The organism is Klenkia marina, from assembly GCF_900101025.1.
Lineage (GTDB): Bacteria > Actinomycetota > Actinomycetes > Mycobacteriales > Geodermatophilaceae > Klenkia > Klenkia marina.
In genome coordinates, this window is the sequence record NZ_FMUH01000002.1 from 268,622 (window position 1) to 292,531 (window position 23,910).

Sequence of the window (23,910 nt, forward strand, 5' to 3'; positions counted from 1 at the left end):
GGACGGCCGCGCCTCAGACGGCGAAGCGGGCCTCGTCCTCGCGGATCTCGGGCAGGCCGATGGTCTCCAGGAACCCGCCGAAGTCGCCCATCGGCGCGCCCGCGGTCGAGGAGGTCTGCTTGAGCGTCGAGAGCGCGGTCTGCATGGCGTGGGTGGCGGCCAGCAGGGTGCTGATCGGGAAGAGCACGAGCGAGAAGCCCAGCTCGGCGACGGTGTCCATGGTCAGGCCCTCGGTCTGGCCGCCCTCGACCCAGTTGAAGAGCAGGTGGTGGCCCTTGAGCTCGGTGGCGACCAGCTCGACGTCCTCGGCGGTGCGGGGGGCCTCGACGAACAGGACGTCGGCTCCGGCGTCGGCGAACCGCAGCGCGCGATCGATCGCGGCCCGGGTGCCCTCGACCTGGGCGACGTCGGTGCGGGCGATGACCACGAGGTCGGGGTCGGTGCGGGCGGCGACGGCGGCGCGCACCTTGGCGACGGCCTCGTCGGTGTCGACGACCGCCTTGCCGCTCATGTGCCCGCAGCGCTTGGGGGAGACCTGGTCCTCCAGCTGCAGGCCGGCGACGCCGGCCTGCTCGTACTCGCGCACGGTGCGGACGACGTTGAGCGCGTTGCCGTAGCCGGTGTCGGCGTCGGCGATGAGCGGGACCTCGACCGCCTGGGCCATGCGCCGGGCGTTGTCGGTCATCTCCGCGCCGCCGAGCAGCCCGATGTCGGGGCGGCCCAGCAGCGAGGCCGACGTCCCGAAGCCGGTCATGTAGACGACGTCGAAACCGGCCTGCTGCACCAGCCGAGCGCTCAGGGCGTCGTAGGCACCCGGCGCGATCAGTGGACCCGGGGCCGCGAGCAGCTCGCGCAGGCGGGCGCGCGGGTTGGTGCGGGGGGTGACGAACGAGGTCACGGGGGTCCTTCCAGGAGGTGGGCCGGCGGGGCTCCGCACGGGGGAACGGGAGCCCCGCCGGCGGCATCAGCCGAGCAGGGGCTTGACCTTCTCGCCGAAGGTCTTCACGCCCTTCTCGAAGTCGTCGAAGGTGAACATCATCCCCTTGACCCCGGGCATCTTGGCGACCTCGTCGATCTGCCGGGCGACGGTCTCGGGCGAGCCGACGAGGGTGGCCATGTTGAAGTTGACCGCCCCCTCGGGCAGGTTGATCGTCCGCGCGGTGCCGCCGGAGTCGGCCGAGGTGTCCTTGGAGCCCTCGTCGTTCATGTAGCCGAGCGCGGCCAGGTCAGCACCGTCGTGGTAGCTCTTCCACTTGGCCTGGGCCTCCTCGTCGGTGTCGGCGATGATCGCCATGAACAGCGGCAGCGAGCCGACGTCCCGGCCGCTCTTCGCCGCCGCGGCGGCCAGCTTCTCGGTGGGCTCGCGGTAGGTCTCGGGGGTGTTGATGCCCGGGGAGAGGATGAAGTTGTAGTCGCCGTGCTCGGCGCAGAACCGCATGCCGCGCTCGCTCTGGCCGGCGCAGACGATGTCGATGGGGGCGCTGGGCTGCGGCGAGAGCTTGCAGTCGGTCATCTGGAAGTACTTCCCGTCCAGGTCGCACGTGCCGGTCTCCCACAGCGCGCGCAGCACCTGCACGTACTCGGTGGAGTAGTCGTAGCGCTCGCCGAAGTACTGGTCGCCGGGCCACAGGCCCATCTGCGAGTACTCACCCGACGCCCAGCCCGACACGATGTTGACGCCGAACCGGCCCGGCGCGATCGAGTCGATGGTGGTGGCCATGCGGGCCACGAGGGCCGGCGGCAGGGTGAGGACGGCGGTCGACGCGTAGAGCTTGATCTTCTCGGTGACGGCGGCGAGGCCGGCCATGAGGGTGAACGACTCGAGGTTGTGGTCCCAGAACTCGGTCTTCCCGCCGAACCCGCGCAGCTTGATCATCGACAGCGCGAAGGCGAAGTCCTGCGCCTCGGCCTCCTGCACGATGCGCTTGTTGAGCTCGAAGCTCGGCATGTACTGCGGAGCGTTCTCGCTGATCAACCAGCCGTTGTTGCCGATCGGGATGAAGACGCCGAAGTCCATGCCTGCTCCTGTGTCTGGAAGGGTTTCCGGCGTCGTTGCCGGGGGTCTGGAGGGGGTCAGCCGGCGGCGCAGGCCTCGGCGAAGTCGCGGGCGGAGCCGCCGTCCCCGAGGGACAGCACGGCGTCGAGCACCCGCTCGGTGGTGGCCTCGTCGGCGACCGGGGCCATCGACTCCCGGTACTTGGCGACGACGTCGGCGTCGGTGAGCGGGCGGTCGGCATGGCCGCGGTTGACCTGCTCGCGGTGGGTGAGCACCCGGCCGTCGGTGGTGGTGATCTGCACCCAGCCGGAGTAGGCCTGCGGGAAGGCGCTCTCGTCGTCGGGCACGACCTCGACCTTGCGAGCCAGGGCGAGCACCTCGGGGTCGCGCAGCGCGTCGTCCGAGAGCTCGGCGAGGGTGAACCGGCCGCGGGCCAGTGCGGTGGAGACGATGTAGGGCAGTGAGAACTTGGCGTCGTACTCGTCGCGGGGTTCCCACTTGGCGGCGGCGGGCTCGCAGACGACCTTGCCGGGGGTGGGGTGGATCGCGCACCGGACGGCGGCGACGTCGGCGGCGGTGAGGCCGTGCTCGGCGCGCAGCAGCAGGACGGCGTCGGCGAAGGCGTGCGCGAAGTGGCACACCGGGTAGGGCTTGACCGCCGTCTCGGGGGTCTCCCAGCGCTCGCCGAGGCCGTCGGCGACCAGCTCGGGGTGGGCGTCGCGGCCCTGCAGGTGAGTGGTGAACAGGCCGAACCGGCCCTCGTAGACGGCCTCGGGCCCGGTCCAGCCGGCACGCGCGAACGTCGCGGCGGTGATGCCGCTCTGCGCGGCCCAGCCGGGGTGCAGCCGCTTGGTCCACGAGCCGTCCTCGAGGAACTCGAGCAGCCCGGCGGCCATCGAGCCGACGACGCCCTGCGCGGCGACGAGCTGGTCGGCGTCGAGGCCCATGACCTTGCCGGCGGCGACGGCCGAGCCGAAGGCGCCGGCGACGGCGGTGGGGTGGAAGCCCAGGTCGTGGAAGTGGCCGGCGCCGGCCAGGCCGACCCGGGCGCTGACCTCGACGCCGAGCAGGTAGCCCAGCAGCAGGTCCTTCGTCGACGCGTCGGTCGCGACCGCGGCGCTGATGGCGGCGGGCAGGGCGGCGGCGGAGACGTGGGTGACGGCGCCGATGTGGGTGTCGTCGAAGTCCAGGCCGTGCACGAGCACGCCGTTGAGGACGGCGGCGTCGCGCGCGGGCAGCCGGGTCTTCGTGCCCAGCACGGGGACGTCGCCGGTGCCGAAGGTGGACAGGGCATCGGCGGCGACGTCGGCGAACGGGTGCGCGGACGAGGCGAAGGCCAGGCCCACGGCGTCGAGCACGAGGTGGCGGGCGCGGTCCAGCACGGGGGCGGGGACGTCGTCCCAGGTGGTGCGGGCGACGACGTCGGCGACCTGTCGGGCGATGCTCATGGTGACTCCCCTCCTGTGATCGCGACCATATGTCAGACGTTTACCGGGCGGAAGTCCCCAGCGCGCGGAACCAGGCGGCCCCGTCGGGCACGACGTCGGCGTAGCGGGCGTCGAGGTCGACCAGCGCGGCGTCGTGGATGGCCGGCGAGCGGTCGGCGACGGCGTCGGCCAGGACGACGGGGGCGTAGTCGAGCGAGGCGGCGTCGACGACGGTGGCCCGCACGCAGCCGGCGGTGGTGAACCCGGCGACGGCGAGGGTGTGCACGTCGAGGTCGTGCAGCAGGTCGTCGAGCTCGGTGCGGACGAAGCCCGAGGCACGCTTCTTGGTGACGACGTGCTCGCCGTCGGCGTAGCCGACGCGGGGGTCGAACTCCGACAGCTCGGCGCCGGGGCGCAGCTGCTTCAGTGCGGGGGCCTTCGCGGTCCAGACCGGGCCGAGCTCGGCGTCGTCGTCGAAGAGGACCCGCAGCCAGACGACGGGCACGCCCAGGGCCCTGGCTGCCGCCGCTGCTCGACCGCAGGCCTTCGCGGCCTCGTCGACGGCGGGGTCCAGCGTGAAGAGGTTCTGGCAGTCGACCAGGACCAGGCCGGGGCGCTCGGTGGTGTCCAGCCGGCCGATGCCGACCCGGACGGGCTCGGCGGTCATCCCTCGACCTCCGTGGCGACGAGCCCGGCGAACTTGGCGAGGCGGGCGCCCTGGAGGCGGCAGGCCTCGATCGCGACGTCGTCGGGGGCGGCGCCGGAGCGGGAGACGAACGAGCCGCCGTAGGGGTTGCCGGACTCCTTCATGAGGTGCCGCTCGCCGTAGCCGAGGGGGAGGACGAGCGAGCCCCAGTGGTAGAGCACGTTGTTCATCGCGAGGATCGTCGACTCGAGGCCGCCGTGGCCGGTGGAGGCGCTGGTGAACGCCGTCCCGACCTTGTCGGCGAGCTTGCCCTGGAACCACAGGCCGCCGGTGGTGTCGAGGAACTCCTTGAGCTGGCCCGAGGGCAGGCCGAAGCGGGTGGGGCTGCCGAGGGCGATGCCGTTGGCCCACTCGAGGTCGTCGAGGGTGGCGGTCTCGTACTTCGCGTCGTCGACGAACGCCTGCCACTTCGGGTTGGCGGCGATGGCTTGTGCCGGTGCCAGCTCGGGGACGATGCGCAGCCGCACCTCCGCGCCGACCTCCTCGGCGCCCCGGCCCAGGGCCTCCGCCATGGCGGCCAGGCTTCCGGTGGCGGAGTAGAAGACGACGGCGATGCGGGGGGTGGCAGGCACGACCCCATCAAAGTGTCAGACGATTGCGGTCGTCAACGCCTGCGGTGTCAACTCCGTGTGAACCCGTTCCGCTGGCAGACTGCGCAGCGTGACCGGGCCCGCGTACGCCGTGCTGGCCGGGTCGCTGCGTGCCCGGATCGTGAGCGGCGAGCTGGCGCCCGGGCAGCGGTTGCCCAACGAGCAGGAGCTGTCGGTCGAGTTCGGCGTGGGCCGCTCGACGGTGCGCGAGGCGTTGCGGGCGCTGGCGTCGCAGGACCTGATCCAGACGACGCGCGGGGTGTCGGGGGGCAGCTTCGTGAGCGTGCCGACCGTCAGGCACCTGTCGGCGCACCTGGAGACCGGGGTGGCGCTGATGGCGGCGGCCGAGCGGGTGACGGTCGGGCAGCTGATGGCGTTGCGTCACCTGCTGGAGGTGCCCGCGGCCGGGGAGGCTGCGAAGCACCGGACCGACGAGCAGCTGGAGGACCTGCGCCGGGCCGAGTTCGACCCGGCCGTGGCGGTGGGGGAGGCGACCTACGCGGCGAACCAGGACTTCCACCTGGTGCTGCTGCGGGCCACCGGGAACCCGCTGCTGGAGGTGATCACCGCGCCGCTGTTCCGGGTGCTGGCCACGCGCTTCGGGCGGGACCATGCGCCGGACGGGTTCTGGTCGTGCGTGGCCGACGACCACGCGGAGCTGCACGACCTGGTTGCGGCGCGGGACGCCGATGGCGCGGTGACCGCCATGCGGCGGCACCTGGACCACCTGACCGGCGCCTACCAGCAGATGGACCGCCTCAGCCGTGCTCGATGACTCGCCGCCCGGCTCGGAGTGATGACGTAGGGGCGTGCGCTTTTCAAGCGAGGAAATCTGACGGGGGTCGACAATCTTTGCTGGTGAAGCCCTATTATCTCCAGCGTGCAGATGACCTTCATTCGGCCGTGGAAATCAATCCACGAGAACCCCATCGACGACCCGCTGCCTCCGCTTGTCGTCCTCACGGGACCGAATGGGGCGGGAAAATCGCAAGTGCTTGATGCGATCGAAGCTGGTTGCTTGCAAGTTGATGGTGTGCCCATGATGGGGACCTTGGGCCAAGTAAGGGTTTTTCGTCTCTCTGAACTGATGGCGCAGGTCGAAGCGCCCCAATCCATTGGCGCGTTTCGGGAGCGATGGGCTCAGGTGGCCCAACACATTAGGAATATTGTTCAAGGGAACCAGAATGCGTACCCGCAGAATCCAGGCGGGTTAGATCAGCTAATCATCGACAACATTCGAGCGAACCGAATGCTTAGCGAAGGTGCACTGTCCGATTTAGTTTCCTATCTCGATAAACCGCTCTCTGAATATTCTCTAAACGAAATACGAGACGCTCTGCCGCTGCAGCATGCGGAGGTTGATCCGTTTCGACTTTCAGTATCCGAGGTGTTCGCAACCTACTTTCTTCGACGAGATAATAACTCCTATCAGCGTTACAAAGAGGCTCAGGGCTTGGATGCTGCGCCTTACCTTTCTGACGACGACTTTACTCACAAGTATGGGCCGCCGCCCTGGCTGGTCCTCAATGAAGCACTTCTCGCTATCGGCCTCGACTACGAGTTCTCCGCACCGGTGGAGATCCCTGAGTCGCTTCCATACAGCCCAGTCTTGCGTCGCCGTGGCGAGGATCTCGAGCTCCAGGTTGAGAACCTATCAACGGGAGAGAGGACGCTGCTTGCCATTGCCCTTAGCCTGTACACCGGCAGTAGCCGCGCTAGTTCGTATCTTCAACTGCCCCGAATCCTGTTGCTTGACGAGGCGGACGCCAGCCTCCATCCGAGTATGGTCGTTGGGCTTATAAATGTGCTTCAAGACGTCTTTGTTGCAACCCACGGAGTCCATGTGATCATGACTTCGCACTCCCCGTCGACCGTCGCTATTGCTCCAGAAGAAAGCCTTTTTCAGATGCGCCGAGGTGTCGGTCGTCGAATGCGCAAGGTCACTAAAGATCAAGCTATCGCCGCTTTGGCGGTGGGCATCCCGACATTAAGCGTCCGCGTTGAAGACAGGCGGACAGTGGTCGTGGAGGAGCAAGACGATGTGCAGGTCTACGAGCACATCTATCGGCTTGTGCGTGGCGAAATGACCGGTCCGCGATCTTTGCAATTTGTCAGTTCGGGCTCGGGGTCGGCCGAGCATCCAGAAAATTCTGGAAGCTCATTCGAGGTTCGCAGACTTGTCCGAGAGCTTCGGGGAGCTGGGAACGACACAATTTTCGGAATTATCGACCGAGATGCCGCAAGCTCGGGCGATGCTGCAATCTTGGTGTCGGAGGAGCGCTACTCCATCGAAAACTATGCGCTCGATCCGCTGTTGGTGGGCGCCCTCCTGTTGATGCAAAATTTCGCCACGGCGCAAGAGTTAGGCCTACCTGTTGGAACTCGCCATTTTGCACTCGGGGTTGAGCACTCGTCGAGCATGGTGGCTGCAATTGCGCAGAAATTGAACATCGACGAGGGCGCACGAACATCGGTCACCTATCGTGGCGGATTTTCCGTACCAATCCCGGACGGCTTCTTGAGCTTGCGCGGTCACGACCTGCAAAACTTGTATGTAGATCGATATCCGATGTTGCGCCGGTATCGAAAGCTGATGCAGACGGTTCTCGAGATGGCCGCTCGCGACGTGCCGCAATTCATCCCGGGTGCAGTCGTGGCGCTTCTCGATCGCCTCACTCGCGAGGAGGTCGGATGAGCATTCTTATGAACCTGGACCGCAGCTACAGGGGCGGGGCGCCCTCAGTAAGTTGTGTAGATTGCCTCAATCAATACTTGGCATGAGGGTGATCATTCGCGCTACGCTACTCTTTTTGAGTAGCGGATTACGGTTTATTCATGTCGGGTGCTCAGGTGTCGGCGGATGATTTCGTAGAAGGGTTGGGAGTCACCTGAACTGTGCTCATCGGCGAGGCTGTCGACCTCCAGGCCGGAGATGACGGCGAGCAGCAGGCGGGCGTCGAGCTCCGGGACGGCTGACCCCAGCGCGGTCATGGCCTCGACCATCTGGCCTCGCAGGCTGCGCAGCCACACCGCCGTCGACTCCTGCAGCGCCGGCCGGCGGGCCGACTCGACCATCAGCTCGTACTCGGTGATCAGCTGCCGCCGGCGCACCGTGCAGCCCTCGACCACGAAGTGGGCCACGGCGTCGGCCGCCTCGTCGAGCGTGCCCGCGCCCACGCGGCTGATCATGGCGGCCATCCTCGCGCCCTCGATCTCCGAGTGGCGGGCGAACGCGGCCTCGACCAGCTCGTCCTTGCCGGCGAAGTAGTAGCTGACCGCCCCTAGCGGTGCCCCCGCCTCGGCGGCCAGCCCGCGCATCGACAGCCCGGCCAGGCCGTCGCGGGCGATGATCCGCAGCGTCGCGTCCAGCAGCTCGGCCTTGCGCTCGGCGCCCCTGCGGCTCGGCGGCTCGGTCACGGCACCCATCCTGCCTGCGACTTGTACTGCGACGCGTCGACGTGCTCAACTTGGACGATCGTTCAACTCCGACCGTGGAGCACCAGGATGCCGCTGTTCGACTTCTTCGCCGCACCGGCCCTGCCCGTGCCCGCCGTCGACGAGGCCGGTGCCGCTGCGCTGGGGTCCCGACTCACCGGCCGCGACGTCCGGGCGAAGGAACTCGGCAGCCAGCAGGACGCGAACTTCCTGCTCAGCGACGGGAACGAGGTCGTCGGTGTCCTCAAGGTCGCCAACGTCGGGTTCGGCGACGAGGACGCCGACGCGCAGGACGCAGTGGCCGACCATCTCGCCGCCGCGCTGCCTGACCTCCGGTTCGCCACCGCCCTGCCCGGCACCCGCGGGTACCTCGACCAGCCCGGCGGCACCTGCACCGCCCGCGTCCTGCGCTTCCTCCCCGGCGGCACCCTGCACGGTTCGGCCTACCTCGCCCCTGCCGTCGTGACGGAACTCGGCGCGCTGGTCGGCCGCGCCTCGGTGGCGCTGCGGGACGTCGAGCACCCCGCCCTGCACCGCACCCTGCAGTGGGACCTCCAGCACGCCGCCCGCGCCCTCGACGTCCTCGCCGACCACGTCACCGACCCCGTCGACCGCGCCCGCGTGCAGCAGGTCCGCGACGAGGCCTGGCCGCTGGTCGAGGCCGCCGACCTCCCGCGCCAGGCCGTGCACGGCGACATCACCGACGACAACGTCGTCTGCCGGGAGGTGGACGGGCTGCGCGTGCCCGACGGCGTCATCGACTTCGGCGACGTCGTCCACACCTGGGCGGTCGGCGAGCTGGCCATCTGCATCTCGTCGCTGCTGCACCACCACGGCATGACCCCGGTCGGCGCGCTGCGCGCCGCGGCCGCGTTCCACCAGGTGCGCCCGCTCAGCGAGGACGAGGCCGACGCGCTCTGGCCGCTGGTCGCGCTGCGCGGCGCCGTCCTGGTCGCCAGCGGGTATCAGCAGACCAGCCTGGACGGCGACGCCAACGCCTACGCCATCGAGGGGCTGGAGCAGGAACGCCGCATCCTGGCCGGCGCCGTCGCCGTCCCGGTGCGGGTCATGCAGCACGCCACCCGGCTCGCGCTCGGGCTGCCCGCCGTCCCCGCCGACCTGCCCTCCGGGCACGGTCCGCTGGCCCGGCTCGGCAGCGTGGCCGTGCTCGACCTGTCGGTCGACGGCGACCTGGACGGCGGCCGCTGGCTGGAACCCGACATCGAGCAGACCCTCGCGCTCGAGGCCCTGCAGGGCGCGGACGCCGTCGTCGCCCGGGCCGGCGAGCACCGGCTGACCCGGTCGGTCCCGCTGTCCCGCACCGCCCCCGCGACCGTCGCCACCGGCCTCGACCTGTGGACCGCAGCCCCCGTCGAGCTGACCGCGCCCTGGGCCGGGCGGCTGCAGCGCGAGGGTGACGGAACGGTCCTGGTCGCTGCTACGCACCGGCTGCACCTGGCCCGCGTCGAGCCGCTGACCAGCGGTGACGTGGAGATCGGCTCGCCCCTGGGCAGGCTCGAGGCCCGTACCAGGCTGCGGGTCACCGTCTCCACCGCGGCCGACGCCGTCCCGGAGTTCGTCGTCCCTGAGCTGGCCGCCGCCTGGCGCGGGCTGGTAGCCGACCCGGCACCCCTGCTCGGGCTGCACACGGACAGCGCCGACCCCGCCGCCGTCTCCCACGAGCTGCTGGCCCGGCGCGAGCACAGCCTCGCCGAGGTGCAGGAGCATTACTACGCCGCGCCGCCGCAGATCGAGCGCGGCTGGCGCGAGCACCTGGTCGCCACCGACGGCCGCAGCTATCTCGACATGGTCAACAACGTCGCCGCGCTCGGGCACGGGGACGTCGAGATGGCCGACGCGGTGGCGGGGCAGCTGCGCCGGTTCAACAGCAACTCTCGGTTCCACTACCGGGCCGTCGTCGAGTTCTCGCAGGCGCTTACCGCCACCTTGCCCGAGCCGCTGGACACCGTCTTCCTGGTCAACTCCGGCTCCGAGGCGGTCGATCTCGGGCTGCGGATCGCCATGGCGGCCACCGGCCGGCGCGACGTCTGGGCGGTGGCGGAGGCCTACCACGGTTGGACCTACGCCTCCGACGCCGTCTCCACCTCCATCGCCGACAACCCCAACGCCCTGGACAGCCGGCCCGACTGGGTGCACGTGCTCGACACCCCCAACCACTTCCGCGGCAGGCACCGGGACGGCGACGCCACGGCCTACGCCGGCGAGGCCGTCGCCCGCATCGACGCCCTCGCTGCTGGAGGCACCCTGCCCGCGGGCTTCATCGCCGAGCCGGTCTACGGCAACGCCGGTGGCATGGCGCTGCCCGAGGGCTACCTGGCCGCCGTCTACGCCGCGGTCCGGCGACACGGCGGGCTGGCCATCGCCGACGAGGTGCAGGTGGGCTACGGCCGGCTCGGGCACTGGTTCTGGGGCTTCGAGCAGCAGGGCGTCGTCCCCGACGTGGTCACCGTGGCGAAGGCGATGGGCAACGGCCACCCGCTCGGCGCCGTCATCACCTCGAAGGCGGTGGCCGACCGGTACCGCACCCAGGGCTACTTCTTCTCCTCCGCCGGCGGCAGCCCCGTCTCCAGCGTGGTGGGCAGCGTCGTCCTCGACCGAATCCGCGGCGGGCTGCAGGCCAACGCCCGCGAGGTCGGCGACCACCTGCACGCCCGGCTCCACGCGCTGGCCGACCGGCACGAGGTGGTCGGCGCGGTGCACGGCTTCGGCCTGTACGCCGGCGTCGAGCTGGTCACCGACCGGACGACGCGGGCGCCGGCCACCGCTCGCACGGCGCGGCTGTGCGACCGGCTGCTCGACCTCGGCGTGCTCATGCAGCCCACCGGCGACGGGCTGAACATCCTCAAGGTCAAGCCGCCGCTGGTGCTCACCCGGGAATCCGCCGACTTCTTCGTCGACGCCCTCGACCACGCGCTGAGCACCGGGAGCTGAGAGCCCGCCCGGGTGCGCGCCCAGACGGGTGGCGCGGAGCGGTTGCCCGCGCTGGGGCGCGCCGGCAGCGGCGGTGCGCCGGCAAGCGGGCCAACCGGCAGGAAGCCCGGGTTGGGAGCGCACCCGGCTCGGGAATGCTCGGACCGCCTCAGCCGCGGCTGAGCCCGGGCGAGGTCAGGGGCTCGACGGGGCTCGGTGTCGACCGGCGGCGGGGGCACTGTGGCGGAATCGACTCGGCGCGATCCCGGACCAGCGCTTGAAAGCAACGCTGAATGCGCTCTCGGACCGGTAGCCGAGCGACGTCGCGAGTTCGTTGATCGATGCCGATCCCTCTGTCAGTGCCCGTTCGGCGTGGCGCATGCGCCATCGGAACAGGTAGGTGACGGGGGGAACGCCGGCGGTCTTGGTGAACCGGTCGGCGAAGCTGCTGCGCGACATCGCGCACGCCGTGGCCAGTTCCGAGATGCGCCAGTCCCTGCTCAGGTCGCCGTGCATGAGCGTCAACGCTGGGCTCAACCGGTCGTCGGTGGCGGCACGGACCCACCCCGAGGGGAGTTCGTCCGCTGCCGCCCAGGCGCGGAGGACCTGCACGAACAGCAGCTGCGTCAGCTGAGCTGAGGCAGCGCTGCGCCCAGCACGTTCGTGGGCGAACTCCTCGAGGAGCTCCTCGAGGAGCCAGCGCGCGGTCGTGGCCTCCCGCGCGCCACCATGCAGGCGCATCACGGGTGGGATGGCGTCCCGGAGGAAGTCGTCGCCGGCCTCGAACAACTCGACGTGCGCGGTGATGCAGACGTGGTCGGCGTCGCGATGGACGGGACGGACCGGATCGGACTCGCGGAGCTGCACCGGTGGTTCGTCGAGATCGCTTCCCAGCTCGAACGGCGTGTGCCCGTCCACGACCAGGACCTCGCCTGCGTCGACCTGCAGGATCGCGGGCTCGGTGGAGACCCGGAACCGGAGGGAACCCTTGACGACCCCCAAGATCTTGATCCGACCCGGGGCGGGGGACCGGGCTGCCCACGCGCCTGATCCAGAGATCCCACCGGACAGCACGCATCGCGCGCGGGAGACCTCGAGGAGTTCGGAGACGAGATCCATGCCGGCACCCTAGGACTCTCGCGAAAGGATTGCGGGGTTTCGATGATTCTCCATCCGAGGACCGGCCGACAGGCTGGACTGGACCCCGTTCCCGTCAACTCGAGCCGAGGCGGGAGGCTCACGGAGCTGCGGGGGCATCGTCCAGCTCGTCGAGACATCGGAGTTCCCCATGGCCTTCACCGTCCTCCTGCGCGCCACAGCCAAGTCCGGCCGTGGTCAGGACGTCGTCGACTTCTACCGCGAGACCCTTGCCGCCACCCGCTCGCGGCCCGGCTGCATCGGGGTACGGGTCATCCGCAGCATCGACGACGACACCGAGTTCGCGCTGATCGAGCAGTGGGACACCAAGGCAGATCAGGAGGCCTACGTCGCGTGGCGGACGGAGACCAGCGCCGACGTCCTGGTGCGATTCGGTGAGCTCCTCGCCCGACCGCTCACCATCGACTCCTTCGAGGAGATCAATGCGTGAGCCCGAACCCGCCGGGCGGTCGCTGGGGAGAGTGAACGGCATGGCGGACGGATTGATCGTGCTGGTGTTCGGGGCGAGTGGGATGGTCGGTCAGGGTGTTGTGCGGGAATGTCTGCTCGACGAGCGGGTGCGCGAGGTCCGCGCCGTCGTCCGGCGGCCGTTGGGCACCCACCACCCCAAGCTACGCACGGTCGTGACCGAGGACCTCGCGACTGCGGGGGAACACCTGGTCGGGGTCGATGCAACCTTCGACAGCGCCGGGGTGTCGGCGAACGGCCTGGGCGAGGCCGAGTACCGGCGGCTGACGTACGACCTCACGGTCGGCATCGCCCGGGCGGTGGCGGACGCCTCGCCCGGGTCGGCGTTCGTCTACGTGTCCGGGGTCGGCACGAACCGGGACAGCCGGTTCATGTGGGCTCGGGTGAAAGGGGAGACCGAGGATGCGGTCGCGGCCCTGCCGTTGCGCAGCTGGTCGTTCCGGCCGGCGCTGATCCAGCCACTGCACGGGGCCCGCCCGGCGACACGGTTCTACGGCGCGGTGTACGCCGCGCTGCGCCCGGCGTTCCCGCTGCTGTCCCGGCTGTTCCCCCGTGGGGTCACCAGCACCGAAGCTGTTGGTCGCGCCATGCTGGCCGCGGTCACCGGCGGGGCGCCGCAGGGCGTCGTCACCACGGCCACCGTCAACGCACTCGCCCGGACGGCCTGACGGGTTCATCGCCGTGGACGCACGCCGATGTGCGGCGGGCTGCCGAGCGGGCGCTCCCCGGTGCGACCTGGCGCCGACTCGCGCTTTGGCGGCACCTGATCGTGTGGACCAAGCCGTCCACCTGACGCGGCGCAAGCTCCAGTGGGTGGGCGCGCACGCGTTTCCGCTTCGTCGACGCCCTCGACCACGCGCTCAGCACGGGGGGCTAGGTCCGCGCCCGAGACCTACCTGGCGGTGCGGGCAGCAGGGTTGTTCCGGTGACGGGTTCACGAAGGTCAGGACGCAGACCTCCCGGTGACGTAATCGTGCCCCGGCGTCCCCCGTTGAGCAGTACGCGCGGTCAGGCAACCCTCGTCGGAACGCACGCGCGCATGCCGGCGCCCATCGCCAGAGCCTCAGGAATGGTCAAGCGGTCGACGCGTCCGGAGGTGCGGTCCACCAGCCGTGGTCCGTTCTCCCCGGTCCCGTCCGCAGCATCTCGGGCGCTCTGGACGTCGAGCACGATCAGCAGGAACGACTGGTCGTTCTCCCTGGCCCGCGCTCGGTCCACCCGCAGACGGGCGGCCGGGGGAAGCGTCCGCTCCACTGCGGCGACTGCTTCGTCGAGGGTCATGGCGAAGGCTAACCCGCACGAGCTCCTGGTCGACGTCGCGCGGCGCTTCCGCGGAATCGCCTTCCGCCTTGACCCGAACGGTTCCATGGGCACATGGGGCGGCGGAGGCACGATCGGGAGCCGACGCTGATCTGGTTGAGCGCCGAGCAGTACCGCACGCGGTTCGGTCGTGACCCCTAACCGCCGGACGTGGACACCGAACCGTGGCCGGACCCGGGCGCCTGGCACGGCTGGACCGAGCCGTGGCCGCCGCCCACGGTCGTCGTGCTGATGGCCGAGCACGCCGACGTCGTGCTGTGGAACCGGTCGCCGGTGCGGTCGCCGTGGCACGACAGCTACACCCTCGATCCCCGCGTGCTCCGTCTGTCGGACCGGCTCACGGCTCGGCTGTTCGACTGGAACGACCGGTACGGCGCCCACGGCACGTCGCGCACCTGGATCGACGAGGGCTGGGCGCTCGCGCACGACGTCCAGCCGGAGTTCGACGCCCGCGGCCTCGACGTCGAGGTCCGGTACCACGACGGCGACGGCTCAGAACCCGCTGTCCGCGGCCGCCGGCGGACGTGACGGGATCGTCCAGCCGTCCGGCCCGGCGTCGAGCGGCCCCGTCAGCCTGCCTCGCGACTGGCTGATCGGACGACGGCGTTTCCGCGGAAACGCTGGCTGAGGCGTTTCCGCGGAAACGCCTCAGGCGGTGGCCGGCGTGCGGCGTCCGCCGGCGGGCGGGGAGAACAGGTTGACCAGGGTGCCGTCGGGGTCGCGGAGCAGGGCCGAGCGGTTGCCCCACGGCATCGTCGTCGGGGGGAGAACCCACGTGGCCTGGGGGAAGGCGCGCTGGATGCGGGCGACCTCGGCGTCGACGTCCTCGACCTGGAACTCGATGATGCTCGACCGGTTGCCGGCCGACGGATCGAGGTGGTCGCCCAACCGGGCCATGGTGCTGGCGCCGGCGATGGCCAGGGTGACGCCGGGCCACCGCAGCTCGGCGAACTCGGGGGTGGCCCAGGTGGGCTCCACCCCGGTGACCTCGGCGTAGAAGCCGACGGCGTCGTCGATGCGGTCGGTGATGAGGCGGACGGAGGCGAACTGGACAGACACGTGATCTCCCGGTGTTGGTGGACTGGCGGAGTCACCGTCGCAGCGCATCAGGGCGCAATCCGCCCGGTATCGATGGCACGATGGCGACCGTGGCCAAGCCGACCGCGCGAGTGTTGGCGCTGCTGGAGACGTTGCAGTCCGGCGGCCGGTGGACCGTCGCGGACCTCGCCGGCCGGCTGGGCGTCGACGAGCGGACGGTCCGGCGCTACGTGCAGCACCTGCTCGAGCTGGACGTGCCGGTCCGCTCGGTGCGCGGCCGCTTCGGCGGCTACCAGCTCGCCCCGGGGTTCCGGCTGCCCCCGCTCATGTTCACCGACGACGAGGCGGTCGCCGTCCTGCTGGGCCTGGTCGCCGCACGCCGCCTGATCCCCTCGGTCGTGCCCGACGAGGGGTCGGCGTCGGCTGTGGCCAAGATCCGCCGGGTGCTGCCCGAGGCGCTGGGCCGACGAATCACCGCACTGCTGCAGGCGGCCCGGTTCACCGCACCGGACCACGACGCCGACGGCGCAGAGGCCCGGACACTGCTGGTGCTGGCCGACGCGGCGGCAGCCCGGCGGCCCGTGGTCGTGGACTACACCGACCGGCACGGCACGCGCACCGAGCGGACCCTCCACCCCTACGGCCTGGTCGTCCACTCGGGTCGGTGGTACGTGGTGGCCGCCGACGCGAGCGACGACGGGATGCGCAACTTCCGGCTCGACCGGATCTCCGCGCCGTCGCCGAGGCCGGGCACCTTCGCCGTCCCCGCGGGGTTCGACGCGGTGGAGCACGTGACCGCGGGGCTGGCCGCGGCCCCGTGGCGGCACGAGGTCGAGGTGGTCGTGGAGGGTGTCGTCGACGACGTCGTGCAGCGCCTGCCCGCAGGCCTGGCGGACGTACGGGAGGAGCCCGGCCGGCCGGGGTGGGTCCGGCTGCAGCTGCGGGCCGAGCGCCTGGACTGGGTGCCGGCCCTGCTCGTCGGGCTGCAGCGCCCCTTCGAGGTGGCGGCCCCCGAGGAGCTGCGCCGCGAGGTGGCCGCCGTCGGCCGCCTACTGATCAGCGCCGCGGGAGAGGGGGAGACCTCGAGTGGCACGTCAGCGGGCGTGCTGCGTTCGTGAGCGCCCGCTGACGTGCCACTCGCCCGGTCGGCTCAGCGGGGCGGGCGGCGGGTGTGGTGGTCGGTCTGCTGCTGGAACCAGAGGCCGGCGGCGAACAGCACGTCCTCGGCGTCCTCGGGGGCGGTGAGCTGGATGCCGACCGGCATGCCCGACACCGGGTGGAAGCCCACCGGCAGCGCCAGGGTGGGCCCGGCGTGCAGGGACCACGGGTAGGTCAGCTGCCCCAGCCGCCGCGAGACCCGCAGGACGTCGTCCGGGTCGGCGCGGGGGACGTCGACCGGCATCGTCGACGTCAGCAGCAGGTCGACGCCGTCCAGGGCCGCGGAGATGCGGGCCTGCAGCGCCGCGCGGGCCTCGGCGGCGGCGGCGCGTTCCGGAGGAGCGATGCCCCGGCCCAGGCCGATCCGCACCAGGCTGTCGGGGTGGAACCGCTCGGGTTCCGACGCGAGCCGTGCGGCGTGGATGCGGGCCAGGTCGGCGTAGACCAGCGTGTAGACGATGTCCTGCGCGTCGAGCAGGCCCTCGACCTCGACCGGCACCACCTCGGCGCCGAACACCGCCACCGCCGCGTCGACGACCGCCTGCACCCCCGGGTCGACGTCGTCGAGCAGCTGCACCGGGATGCCGATCCGCCGCGGGGCGGCGGGCTCCGGGAGGGCAGAAACAGACCCGGTCAGCACCCGCTGGGCCTGGGCCACGAGCGAGACGGTGCGGGCCAGCGGCCCCACGGTGTCGACGTCGTCGCAGACCGGGAAGACGCCGTGCAGCGGGATCGAGCCGTGGGTGGGTCGCAGGCCGACCACCCCGCAGCACGACGCCGGCAGCCGGATCGAGCCGCCGGTGTCGGTGCCCAGCGCCAGGTCGACGATCCCGGCCGCCACCGCGGCCCCGGACCCGCCCGACGAGCCACCCGGGATTCGAGAGGGGTCCCACGGGTTGCGGCACGGCCCGGCCGCGGAGTTCTGGTTGGTCACCCCGACGGCGAACTCGCTGAGGTTCAGGGTCGCCACGAGCGAGGCCCCCGCGCCCTCGAGCCGCCGCACCACCTCGGCATCCTGGTCCGGAACCCGGGAGGCGAAGAACGCGGACGCGCAGGTCGTGGGCCCGCCGGCGACGTCGACGTTGTCCTTCACCCCCAGCCGCACCCCGGACAGCGGGCCGGCCGGGGGCTCGGGCCGGTCGACCCGGCGGATCACGGAGTTGGCGCCGTCCACGGGTCCTCCAGGGTGTCGAGGGGCTTGCGCACCTAATCATCAGACAATTAGCGTGCCGGTGTCGAGGGAGGCACATCCATGGCCACGCACCCCGCCGTCCTGGGGCGGTTCTTCGAGGACTACGTCGTCGGCGACGTCTACCAGCACCCGCTCGGCCGCACGATCTCCGAGGCCGACAACACCTGGCTGACGATGCTGACGATGAACACCAACCAGCAGCACGTCAACGCGCACCTGGCCGCGCAGAACCCGATCACCGGGGGCCGGGTCATCGTGAACTCCGGGCTGACGATCGCGTTGACGCTGGGCCTGAGCGTGCTGGACATGAGCCAGAACGCCGTCGCCAACCTCGAGATGACCGACGTCAAGCTGACCCACCCGGTCTACGTCGGCGACACCCTCTACGCCGAGAGTCTCTGCACCGGGCTGCGGGCGTCGAAGTCCCGGCCCTACGCCGGGATCGTCTCGATGGTGACCCGGGGACTGAACTCCGACGGCGACGAGTGCATCTCGTTCAAGCGGTCTGTCATGGTGGCCACGCGGGAGTCGGGCATCGGGCAGAACCACTTCCCCGAGGCGAAGAACGGCCCGATCACAGCATGAGGCCGCTCGAGGACGTCCGGATCATCGCGCTCGAGCAGTACGGCGCCGGCCCCTTCGGCAGCGTGCACCTGGCCGACCTCGGCGCCCAGGTCATCAAGATCGAGGACCCCCGCACCGGCGGCGACATCGGCCGCTACGTCCCGCCCTACGTGCACGGCGAGGACTCGCTGTTCTACGAGACCTTCAACCGCAACAAGCAGAGCCTGAGCCTGGACATCTCCACCCCGGCCGGTCGCGAGGTGTTCGAGGACCTCGTGCGCACCAGCGACGCCGTCTGGTCGAACCTGCGCGGCGACGTCCCGGCCAAGATCGGCATCCGGTACGCCGACCTCGCCCACCTCAACCCGGCCATCGTCTGCTGCAGCCTCACCGGCTTCGGCATGACCGGCCCACGGCAGAGCGAGCCCGGCTACGACTACGTACTGCAGGGCATCGCCGGCTGGATGAGCCTCACCGGCGACCCCGACGGCCCGCCCACCAAGACCGGCCTCAGCCTCGTCGACTTCTCCAGCGGCTTCGTCGCCGCCCTCAGCCTGCTCGCCGGCCTGCACGCAGCACGACGGGACGGCGTCGGCGGCGACTGCGACGTCTCGCTCTACGACACCGCCGTCTCGCTGCTCACCTACCCCGCGACCTGGGCCATGACGGCGGGGTACGAACCGGTCCGCACCGTCGACTCCGCGCACCCCTCGCTGGTCCCGTTCCAGGCGTTCCAGGCTGCCGACGGCTGGCTCGTCGTCGGCTGCGCCAAGGAGAAGTTCTGGCAGCGGCTGGTCGCCGTCCTCGAACGGCCCGACCTCGGGGACGACGAGCGCTTCGCCTCCTTCGCGCTTCGGGACCAGAACCGTGACGAGCTGCTGCCGCACCTCAAGGCGGCGTTCGCGGCCAACACCGTGGGCCACTGGCTGCCGCTGCTGCAGGCCGCCGGGGTGCCGTCGTCCCCGATCAACGACGTCGGCCAGGCGCTGGCCGACCCGCAGGCGGCCGCGCGCGGCCTGCTGCTGGAGACCGAGCACCCGCACTGGGGCACGGTGAAGCAGGTGGGCAGCCCGGTGCGCTTCGGCGAGCCGTTCACCGAGCACCGCCGCGCCCCGCACCGCAACGAGCACCAGGACGACGTGACGAGCTTGCTCGGCTACTCCCCGGACAAGGTGGCCGCCCTGGCCGCCGCCGGGGCCTTCGGACACCAGGAGAGCTGACGTGGACTTCACCCTCACCGAGGAGCAGCGCGACTTCCAGCAGACGCTGCGCCGCTTCGTCGACCGCGAGATCGTGCCCGTGGCCTCCGAGTGGGAGCGCACCGGCCGCTACCCCACCGAGATCGTCGAGCACCTCAAGCAGCTGGGCCTGTTCGGACTCACCACGCCCGAGGAGTACGGCGGCCTGGCCCTGGACATGGTCAGCTTCACGCTGGTCTACGAGGAGATCGCCCGCGGCTGGATGGGCATCGCCGGCATCCTCGGCAGCCACGGCCTCTCGGCCTGGATGATCGCCAAGCACGGCACCCAGGAGCAGAAGGACCGTTTCCTGCCCAAGCTCGCGACCGGTGAGTGGCGCACCGGTGTCGGCCTCACCGAACCCGGCGCCGGCACCGACCTGCAGGGCATCTCCACCACGGCGGTCCTGGACGGCGACCACTACGTCGTCAACGGCACCAAGACCTGGATCACCAACGCCCGGCACGCGAACGTCCTGCCGGTGCTGGTCAAGACCGACCCGAAGGCCGAGCCCCGGCACCGCGGCATGTCGTTGCTGCTGGTGGACACGTCGTCCGAGGGCTTCGAGGTCAGCCGCGACCTGGGCAAGCTGGGCTACAAGGGCACCGAGTCGTGCGAGATCAGCCTCGTCGACGTCCGGGTGCCGGTGGGCGACCTGCTCGGCGGGGTCGAGGGCAAGGGCATGAAGCAGGCGCTGAGCGGCCTGGAGATCGGGCGGCTGAACATCGCCGGCCGCAGCGTCGGTGTCGCGCAGGCCGCCTACGACGCGGCGCTGAAGTACGCCGGCGAGCGCGAGGCGTTCGGTCACCCCATCGCCGAGTTCCAGGCCATCGCTCTCAAGCTCGCCGAGATGGCCACCCAGCTGCAGGCCGCCCGGCTGCTCACCTACTGGGCCGCCTCGCGCGCCGACGCCGGCGAGCGGGTGGACGCCGAGTCCGGCATGGCCAAGGTGTTCGCCTCGGAGACCGCGCTGTCGCTGTCGCTGGAGTCGATGCGCATCCACGGCGGCTACGGCTACTCCACCGAGTTCGTGGTCGAGCGGCTCTACCGCGACGCCCCGCTCATGGCGATCGGCGAGGGCACCAACGACGTGCTGCGCACCGTCATCGCGAAGTCGCTGGTCAGCGGCGCGACGGTCGTCGGGTGACGGTCCGCTCCTGGCTGTACGTGCCCGGCGACCGGCCCGACCGGTTCGCCAAGGGTGTCGCGTCGGGTGCCGGTGCCGTCGTCCTGGACCTGGAGGACGCCGTCGCCCCCGCCGGCAAGGACGCCGCCCGTGCGGCCGTCGTCGACTGGCTGGCCGGGCCGCCGTCCGACGTGCAGGTCTGGGTGCGGGTCAACACCGGCGAGCGAGGTCGGGACGACGTCGACGCGGTCGCCCGGGGTGCCCGCCTCACCGGCGTCGTGCTGCCGAAGTCGTCGTCCCGGGCGCTGCTCGAGCGGGTGCACGACCAGCTGCTGGCCGCCGAGACCGCGACCGGCCGGGCGCCGTGCAGCCTGGGCGTGAGCCCGCTGGTCGAGAGCGCCGCCGGCGTGCTGGCCGCCCCCGCGCTGGCCGGCGGGCCGCGGGTGCGCTGCCTGCAGCTCGGCGAGGTCGACCTGGCCGCCGACCTCGGCGTCACCCCCGGCCCAGACGGCGCCGAGCTGCTGCTGGCCCGCTCGACGGTGGTCATGGCGTCGGCAGCGGCCGGGATCGCGCCGCCGCCGGCCGCGGTGTCGGTGGAGTTCCGCGACCTGGCGGCGTTCGAGGCCGAGACCCGCAGGCTGACCGCGATGGGCTTCCGGGGGAGGGCCTGCATCCACCCCGCCCAGGTCGAGGTGGTCGAGCGTGTCTGCCGGCCGACGCCCGAGCAGGTGGCCACGGCCCGCGACGTCCTGGCGAGGCTCGCGGCGTCGCCCGGGGTGGCCGTCGGCGCCGACGGGAAGCTGCTCGACGAGGCCGTTGCCCGCCAGGCCCGCAGCATCCTCTCCCTCGCCTGAGCCTCCGGCCCGGCCTGGATCAGCTGGGTCCAGCAGGAGCCGTCCTGGGTCACCGGCGTCGGCGAGCCAGGACGGAGTCCGATCAGCTGAGCTGATCCACACCGGACGGGCCGGGTGCGGCAGCAGCGGCCAGGCGGTCGGCGGTGCGGGTCATCGCCGCCCGGAGCTCGGCCGGTTCGACGTCGGCCAGGTCGGCGTCGAACGTGGCCAGGATGCCGACCACGCCGGCCCACGACCACGCGCCCAGGGTGACGGTGCACGACCCGTCGTCCAGCGGCTCGACGACCGCCCCGGCCGGCACCCAGCGGGCCACCACGCCCGCCGGCAACGCCATGGTGACCCGGCCGGTGCACGGCCAGGCCGCCACGGTGTCGCCGCGGTCGTGCCGGGTCATCACGTACTCGGCAACGTCGTCGGCGGGCAGCGGGCGCCGGGTGAACGGGCGCTGCGTCGGGGCGAGCGGGCGCAGCTGGTCGACCCGGTGCACCGACCACCGTGCGCCGACGACGTCGAAGGACACGAGGTACCAGCGGCCGGCCCACACCACGAGGTGGTGCGGTTCGACCAGCAGGGCATCCGCGCCGCCGACCACGTCGGTGCGCAGCAGGTGGCCGCGGCGGACGGCGTCCCCGACCGCGGCCAGCGTGGCCTGGTCGACCGGCGGGGCGCCGAAGTCCCAGGCGTTGGGCACCGCGGTGACCCGCAGCGCGTCCACCTGCGGGTGCAGACGGGTGGGCATCACCTGCCGCAGGGTGGTCAGCGCCCGGGCCGCGCCGTCGCCGGTGCCGGTCACCGTCACCGGAGCCGTCTGCAGGGCGAGGGTCACCGCCACCGCCTGCTCGTCGTCGAACAGCAACGGCGGCAGCGTGCTCCCGGCGCCCAGCTGGTAGCGCCCGGCGGGGCCCGGGGTGCCGGCGACCGGGAAGCCGAGCGAGCGCAGCATGTCGACGTCGCGGCGCAGGGTGCGCTCGCTCACCTCGAGCCGGGCGGCCAGCTCGGCCCCGGTGCGCGGGCGCCCGGTGGCGAGCAGCGAGAGCAGCGTCAGGGCGCGGGCGGACGTCGTCGGCACGGGGTCAGTGTTGCGGACAACCGGCGTCCGCGATGCCCCGCAGGCTCATCCCATGACCGACCGTTCCGGATCCCGCATCGACCACCTCAACATCGCCGTCCCCGACATCGGGGCGGCCATGGCGTTCTACGAGCCCGTGCTCGCCGCCATCGGCATCACCCAGATGCTCGTCATCCCCGCCGGCGCCCACGGGCCGGCCATGACCGGGTACGGCTGGCCCGACCGCAAGCCCTACTTCTGGCTCGTCGACCAGGGGACCGTGGGCACCAACATGCACCTGGCCTTCACCGTGGACACCCGCGTGGAGGTCGACACCTTCCACCGGGCCGCGCTGGCCGCCGGGGCCACCGAGCGCGAGGCGCCCGCCGTCCGCACGGAGTACCACCCCGACTACTACGGGGGCTTCGTCGACGACCCGCACGGCATCAACCTCGAGGCGGTCTGCCACCACCCGGGCTGAGCAGCGCGACGGTGCGCGACCTCGTCCTGGGGCTCTGACGGGCCCGGCGTGGATCAGCTGGGTTCGCCGACCGCCGTCCTGGCTCACCGGCGTCGGCGAACCAGGACGGGGTTCGATCAGGCCAGCTGATCCACGCCGGCCGGGACGTCGAGCGCCGGCACCCCCGCCAGGCGCACCGATACCTCCCAGATGCGGGCGGCGTCGGCGGTGCTGGTCAACCGGCTGTAGAGCTCCTGCTCCGCCGGCTCCCCGCCCAGGTGGCCGGGGCCGGCCGGACCGTAGAACCGGCCGCCGGCGTCCGGGGCGGTGGCCGCCAGCAGCGCCGGCTGGGCACCGCTCTCGACGGTGCCGACCAGGCCGACCGCCGACAGCGCCCGCACGACCCGGCGGGCGACCGTCTCGCGGCTGCGGCCGAGCTCGGGGCGGGCGGCCAGCAGGTTGGTCGGCGCGATGCCCGGGTGCGACAGCGCGCTGCTCAGCCCCCAGCCGTGCGCCCGGCTGCGACGGTCGAGCTCCAGCCCGAACAGCCCCATCGCGATCTTCGACGAGCTGTACGCGCGCCCGCCGACGTAGCGCTCCGTCCAGTCCAGGTCGTCCCAGTGCACCGCGCCCTGGTTCGCCGCGATGCTGATCTGGGACACCACCCGCGCCCGGCCGGCGCGCAGCAGGGGCAGCAGGTGGCCGACCAGCGCGACGTGGCCGAGGTGGTTGGTGCCGAACTGCAGCTCGTGGCCGTCGGCGGTGGTCTGCCGGGACGGCGGCGTCATCACCCCGGCGTTGTTCACCAGCAGCCCGACCGGCGTCCCCTCGGCGCCAAGCTCCGCCCCCAGCGCGGCGACCGAGGCCAGCGACGAGAGGTCCAGGTCGCGCAGCGAGACCGCGGCACCCGGCGCCCCCCGGCGGATGGTGTCCACGGCCGCGGCGCCCTTGGCCGGGTTGCGCACGGGCAGCACCACCTCGGCCCCGGCCGCGGCCAGCCGGGTGGCGATCACCAGGCCGGTGCCGTCGCTCCCGCCGGTGACGACGGCGCGGGTGCCGGACAGGTCGGGGATGTGGATCGGGGTGCGGGCCACGGGGAGCTCCTCGGGATCGGTGGTGTGCGCCCAGCGTCGGCGGCACCGCGCACGCGCACCACGCCCTGCTCAGCCGGGGATCGGCAGGCCCTGCCTGCGGGGCCGGT

General features: G+C 71.6%; 24 protein-coding genes. 12 read left to right on the top strand and 12 right to left on the bottom strand.

Translation table 11 applies throughout. The annotated features are described in order from the left end of the window. Positions 1 to 13: 13 nt before the first annotated feature. From BLP29_RS06485 to wrbA, 5 genes are all read right to left on the bottom strand, one after another. Positions 14 to 898 (bottom strand): isocitrate lyase/PEP mutase family protein, encoded by an 885-nt coding sequence (locus BLP29_RS06485; RefSeq protein WP_207798347.1) that lies wholly within the window; start codon positions 896 to 898, stop codon positions 14 to 16. A gap of 66 nt (positions 899 to 964) precedes the next feature. Continuing rightward, positions 965 to 2,017 (bottom strand): pyrimidine utilization protein A, encoded by a 1,053-nt coding sequence (gene rutA, locus BLP29_RS06490; protein WP_092801506.1) that lies wholly within the window; start codon positions 2,015 to 2,017, stop codon positions 965 to 967. Between the two features lie 56 nt (positions 2,018 to 2,073). Further along, entirely contained in the window at positions 2,074 to 3,444 is a 1,371-nt protein-coding gene (locus BLP29_RS06495; protein ID WP_092801509.1) for an MmgE/PrpD family protein, read from the bottom strand. Between the two features lie 40 nt (positions 3,445 to 3,484). Then, a complete protein-coding gene (locus BLP29_RS06500) occupies positions 3,485 to 4,090 on the bottom strand; it encodes an isochorismatase family protein (protein WP_092801511.1) in 606 nt (201 codons plus the stop codon). Continuing rightward, complete coding sequence (wrbA, locus tag BLP29_RS06505) at positions 4,087 to 4,701, bottom strand: NAD(P)H:quinone oxidoreductase (RefSeq protein WP_243469742.1); 615 nt, start codon at positions 4,699 to 4,701, stop codon at positions 4,087 to 4,089. Before wrbA ends, BLP29_RS06500 begins: the two co-directional genes overlap by 4 nt. A gap of 88 nt (positions 4,702 to 4,789) precedes the next feature. Here wrbA and BLP29_RS06510 point away from each other — a divergent pair, with 88 nt between their 5' ends. After that, positions 4,790 to 5,494 carry a FadR/GntR family transcriptional regulator gene (locus tag BLP29_RS06510; RefSeq protein WP_092801514.1) on the top strand — a complete coding sequence of 235 codons (705 nt, stop codon included), beginning with the start codon at positions 4,790 to 4,792 and terminating at the stop codon, positions 5,492 to 5,494. A 111-nt stretch (positions 5,495 to 5,605) separates the two neighbouring features. Then, positions 5,606 to 7,414, top strand: a complete 1,809-nt coding sequence (locus BLP29_RS06515; RefSeq protein WP_243469825.1) for an AAA family ATPase — start codon at positions 5,606 to 5,608, stop codon at positions 7,412 to 7,414. 134 nt (positions 7,415 to 7,548) lie between these two features. Here the strand turns inward: BLP29_RS06515 and BLP29_RS06520 are convergent, their stop codons facing one another. After that, entirely contained in the window at positions 7,549 to 8,136 is a 588-nt protein-coding gene (locus tag BLP29_RS06520; protein WP_165839310.1) for a TetR/AcrR family transcriptional regulator, read from the bottom strand. A gap of 87 nt (positions 8,137 to 8,223) precedes the next feature. On the opposite strand from BLP29_RS06520, the gene BLP29_RS06525 reads away from it, so the two are divergent. Then, positions 8,224 to 11,106 (top strand): aminotransferase, encoded by a 2,883-nt coding sequence (locus tag BLP29_RS06525; RefSeq protein ID WP_092801523.1) that lies wholly within the window; start codon positions 8,224 to 8,226, stop codon positions 11,104 to 11,106. A gap of 174 nt (positions 11,107 to 11,280) precedes the next feature. On the opposite strand, the gene BLP29_RS06530 is transcribed toward BLP29_RS06525, so the two are convergent. Next, positions 11,281 to 12,204, bottom strand: coding sequence for a helix-turn-helix transcriptional regulator (locus BLP29_RS06530; protein ID WP_092801527.1), 924 nt, complete (start codon positions 12,202 to 12,204; stop codon positions 11,281 to 11,283). 169 nt (positions 12,205 to 12,373) lie between these two features. Here BLP29_RS06530 and BLP29_RS06535 point away from each other — a divergent pair, with 169 nt between their 5' ends. Both BLP29_RS06535 and BLP29_RS06540 read left to right on the top strand, forming a co-directional pair. Next, positions 12,374 to 12,673, top strand: a complete 300-nt coding sequence (locus BLP29_RS06535) for a putative quinol monooxygenase (RefSeq protein ID WP_092801530.1) — start codon at positions 12,374 to 12,376, stop codon at positions 12,671 to 12,673. Between the two features lie 40 nt (positions 12,674 to 12,713). Continuing rightward, a complete protein-coding gene (locus BLP29_RS06540) occupies positions 12,714 to 13,379 on the top strand; it encodes a Rossmann-fold NAD(P)-binding domain-containing protein (protein WP_092802980.1) in 666 nt (221 codons plus the stop codon). A 340-nt stretch (positions 13,380 to 13,719) separates the two neighbouring features. Here BLP29_RS06540 and BLP29_RS06545 read toward each other — a convergent pair whose 3' ends face one another. Then, on the bottom strand, positions 13,720 to 13,992 hold the full coding sequence (locus BLP29_RS06545; RefSeq protein ID WP_092801533.1) for a hypothetical protein: 273 nt from the start codon (positions 13,990 to 13,992) through the stop codon (positions 13,720 to 13,722). 189 nt (positions 13,993 to 14,181) lie between these two features. On the opposite strand from BLP29_RS06545, the gene BLP29_RS06550 reads away from it, so the two are divergent. Further along, positions 14,182 to 14,559 (top strand): hypothetical protein, encoded by a 378-nt coding sequence (locus BLP29_RS06550; protein WP_092801536.1) that lies wholly within the window; start codon positions 14,182 to 14,184, stop codon positions 14,557 to 14,559. Between the two features lie 120 nt (positions 14,560 to 14,679). On the opposite strand, the gene BLP29_RS06555 is transcribed toward BLP29_RS06550, so the two are convergent. Next, positions 14,680 to 15,090 carry a VOC family protein gene (locus BLP29_RS06555; protein WP_243469743.1) on the bottom strand — a complete coding sequence of 137 codons (411 nt, stop codon included), beginning with the start codon at positions 15,088 to 15,090 and terminating at the stop codon, positions 14,680 to 14,682. An 89-nt stretch (positions 15,091 to 15,179) separates the two neighbouring features. Between BLP29_RS06555 and BLP29_RS06560 the strand changes: the two genes are divergently transcribed. After that, on the top strand, positions 15,180 to 16,187 hold the full coding sequence (locus BLP29_RS06560) for a helix-turn-helix transcriptional regulator (protein WP_092802983.1): 1,008 nt from the start codon (positions 15,180 to 15,182) through the stop codon (positions 16,185 to 16,187). A gap of 32 nt (positions 16,188 to 16,219) precedes the next feature. On the opposite strand, the gene BLP29_RS06565 is transcribed toward BLP29_RS06560, so the two are convergent. Next, complete coding sequence (locus BLP29_RS06565; protein WP_207798348.1) at positions 16,220 to 17,401, bottom strand: amidase; 1,182 nt, start codon at positions 17,399 to 17,401, stop codon at positions 16,220 to 16,222. 78 nt (positions 17,402 to 17,479) lie between these two features. Between BLP29_RS06565 and BLP29_RS06570 the strand changes: the two genes are divergently transcribed. Genes BLP29_RS06570 through BLP29_RS06585 form a run of 4 tightly spaced genes read left to right on the top strand, consistent with a single transcriptional unit; the run spans position 17,480 to position 21,201 of the window. Beyond that, complete coding sequence (locus tag BLP29_RS06570) at positions 17,480 to 18,004, top strand: MaoC family dehydratase (RefSeq protein WP_092801543.1); 525 nt, start codon at positions 17,480 to 17,482, stop codon at positions 18,002 to 18,004. Next, positions 18,001 to 19,203, top strand: coding sequence for a CaiB/BaiF CoA transferase family protein (locus BLP29_RS06575; protein ID WP_092801546.1), 1,203 nt, complete (start codon positions 18,001 to 18,003; stop codon positions 19,201 to 19,203). The genes BLP29_RS06570 and BLP29_RS06575 overlap by 4 nt, the downstream gene beginning before the upstream one ends. Before the next feature lies 1 nt (position 19,204). Beyond that, positions 19,205 to 20,368, top strand: a complete 1,164-nt coding sequence (locus BLP29_RS06580) for an acyl-CoA dehydrogenase family protein (protein WP_092801549.1) — start codon at positions 19,205 to 19,207, stop codon at positions 20,366 to 20,368. Continuing rightward, on the top strand, positions 20,365 to 21,201 hold the full coding sequence (locus BLP29_RS06585) for an HpcH/HpaI aldolase/citrate lyase family protein (RefSeq protein WP_092801552.1): 837 nt from the start codon (positions 20,365 to 20,367) through the stop codon (positions 21,199 to 21,201). The genes BLP29_RS06580 and BLP29_RS06585 overlap by 4 nt, the downstream gene beginning before the upstream one ends. Before the next feature lie 82 nt (positions 21,202 to 21,283). On the opposite strand, the gene BLP29_RS06590 is transcribed toward BLP29_RS06585, so the two are convergent. Then, entirely contained in the window at positions 21,284 to 22,270 is a 987-nt protein-coding gene (locus BLP29_RS06590; protein ID WP_092801555.1) for a helix-turn-helix transcriptional regulator, read from the bottom strand. A 52-nt stretch (positions 22,271 to 22,322) separates the two neighbouring features. Between BLP29_RS06590 and BLP29_RS06595 the strand changes: the two genes are divergently transcribed. Continuing rightward, positions 22,323 to 22,730, top strand: a complete 408-nt coding sequence (locus BLP29_RS06595; RefSeq protein WP_092801557.1) for a VOC family protein — start codon at positions 22,323 to 22,325, stop codon at positions 22,728 to 22,730. Between the two features lie 116 nt (positions 22,731 to 22,846). On the opposite strand, the gene BLP29_RS06600 is transcribed toward BLP29_RS06595, so the two are convergent. Next, a complete protein-coding gene (locus tag BLP29_RS06600; protein ID WP_092801560.1) occupies positions 22,847 to 23,803 on the bottom strand; it encodes an SDR family oxidoreductase in 957 nt (318 codons plus the stop codon). Between the last annotated feature and the right edge of the window lie 107 nt (positions 23,804 to 23,910).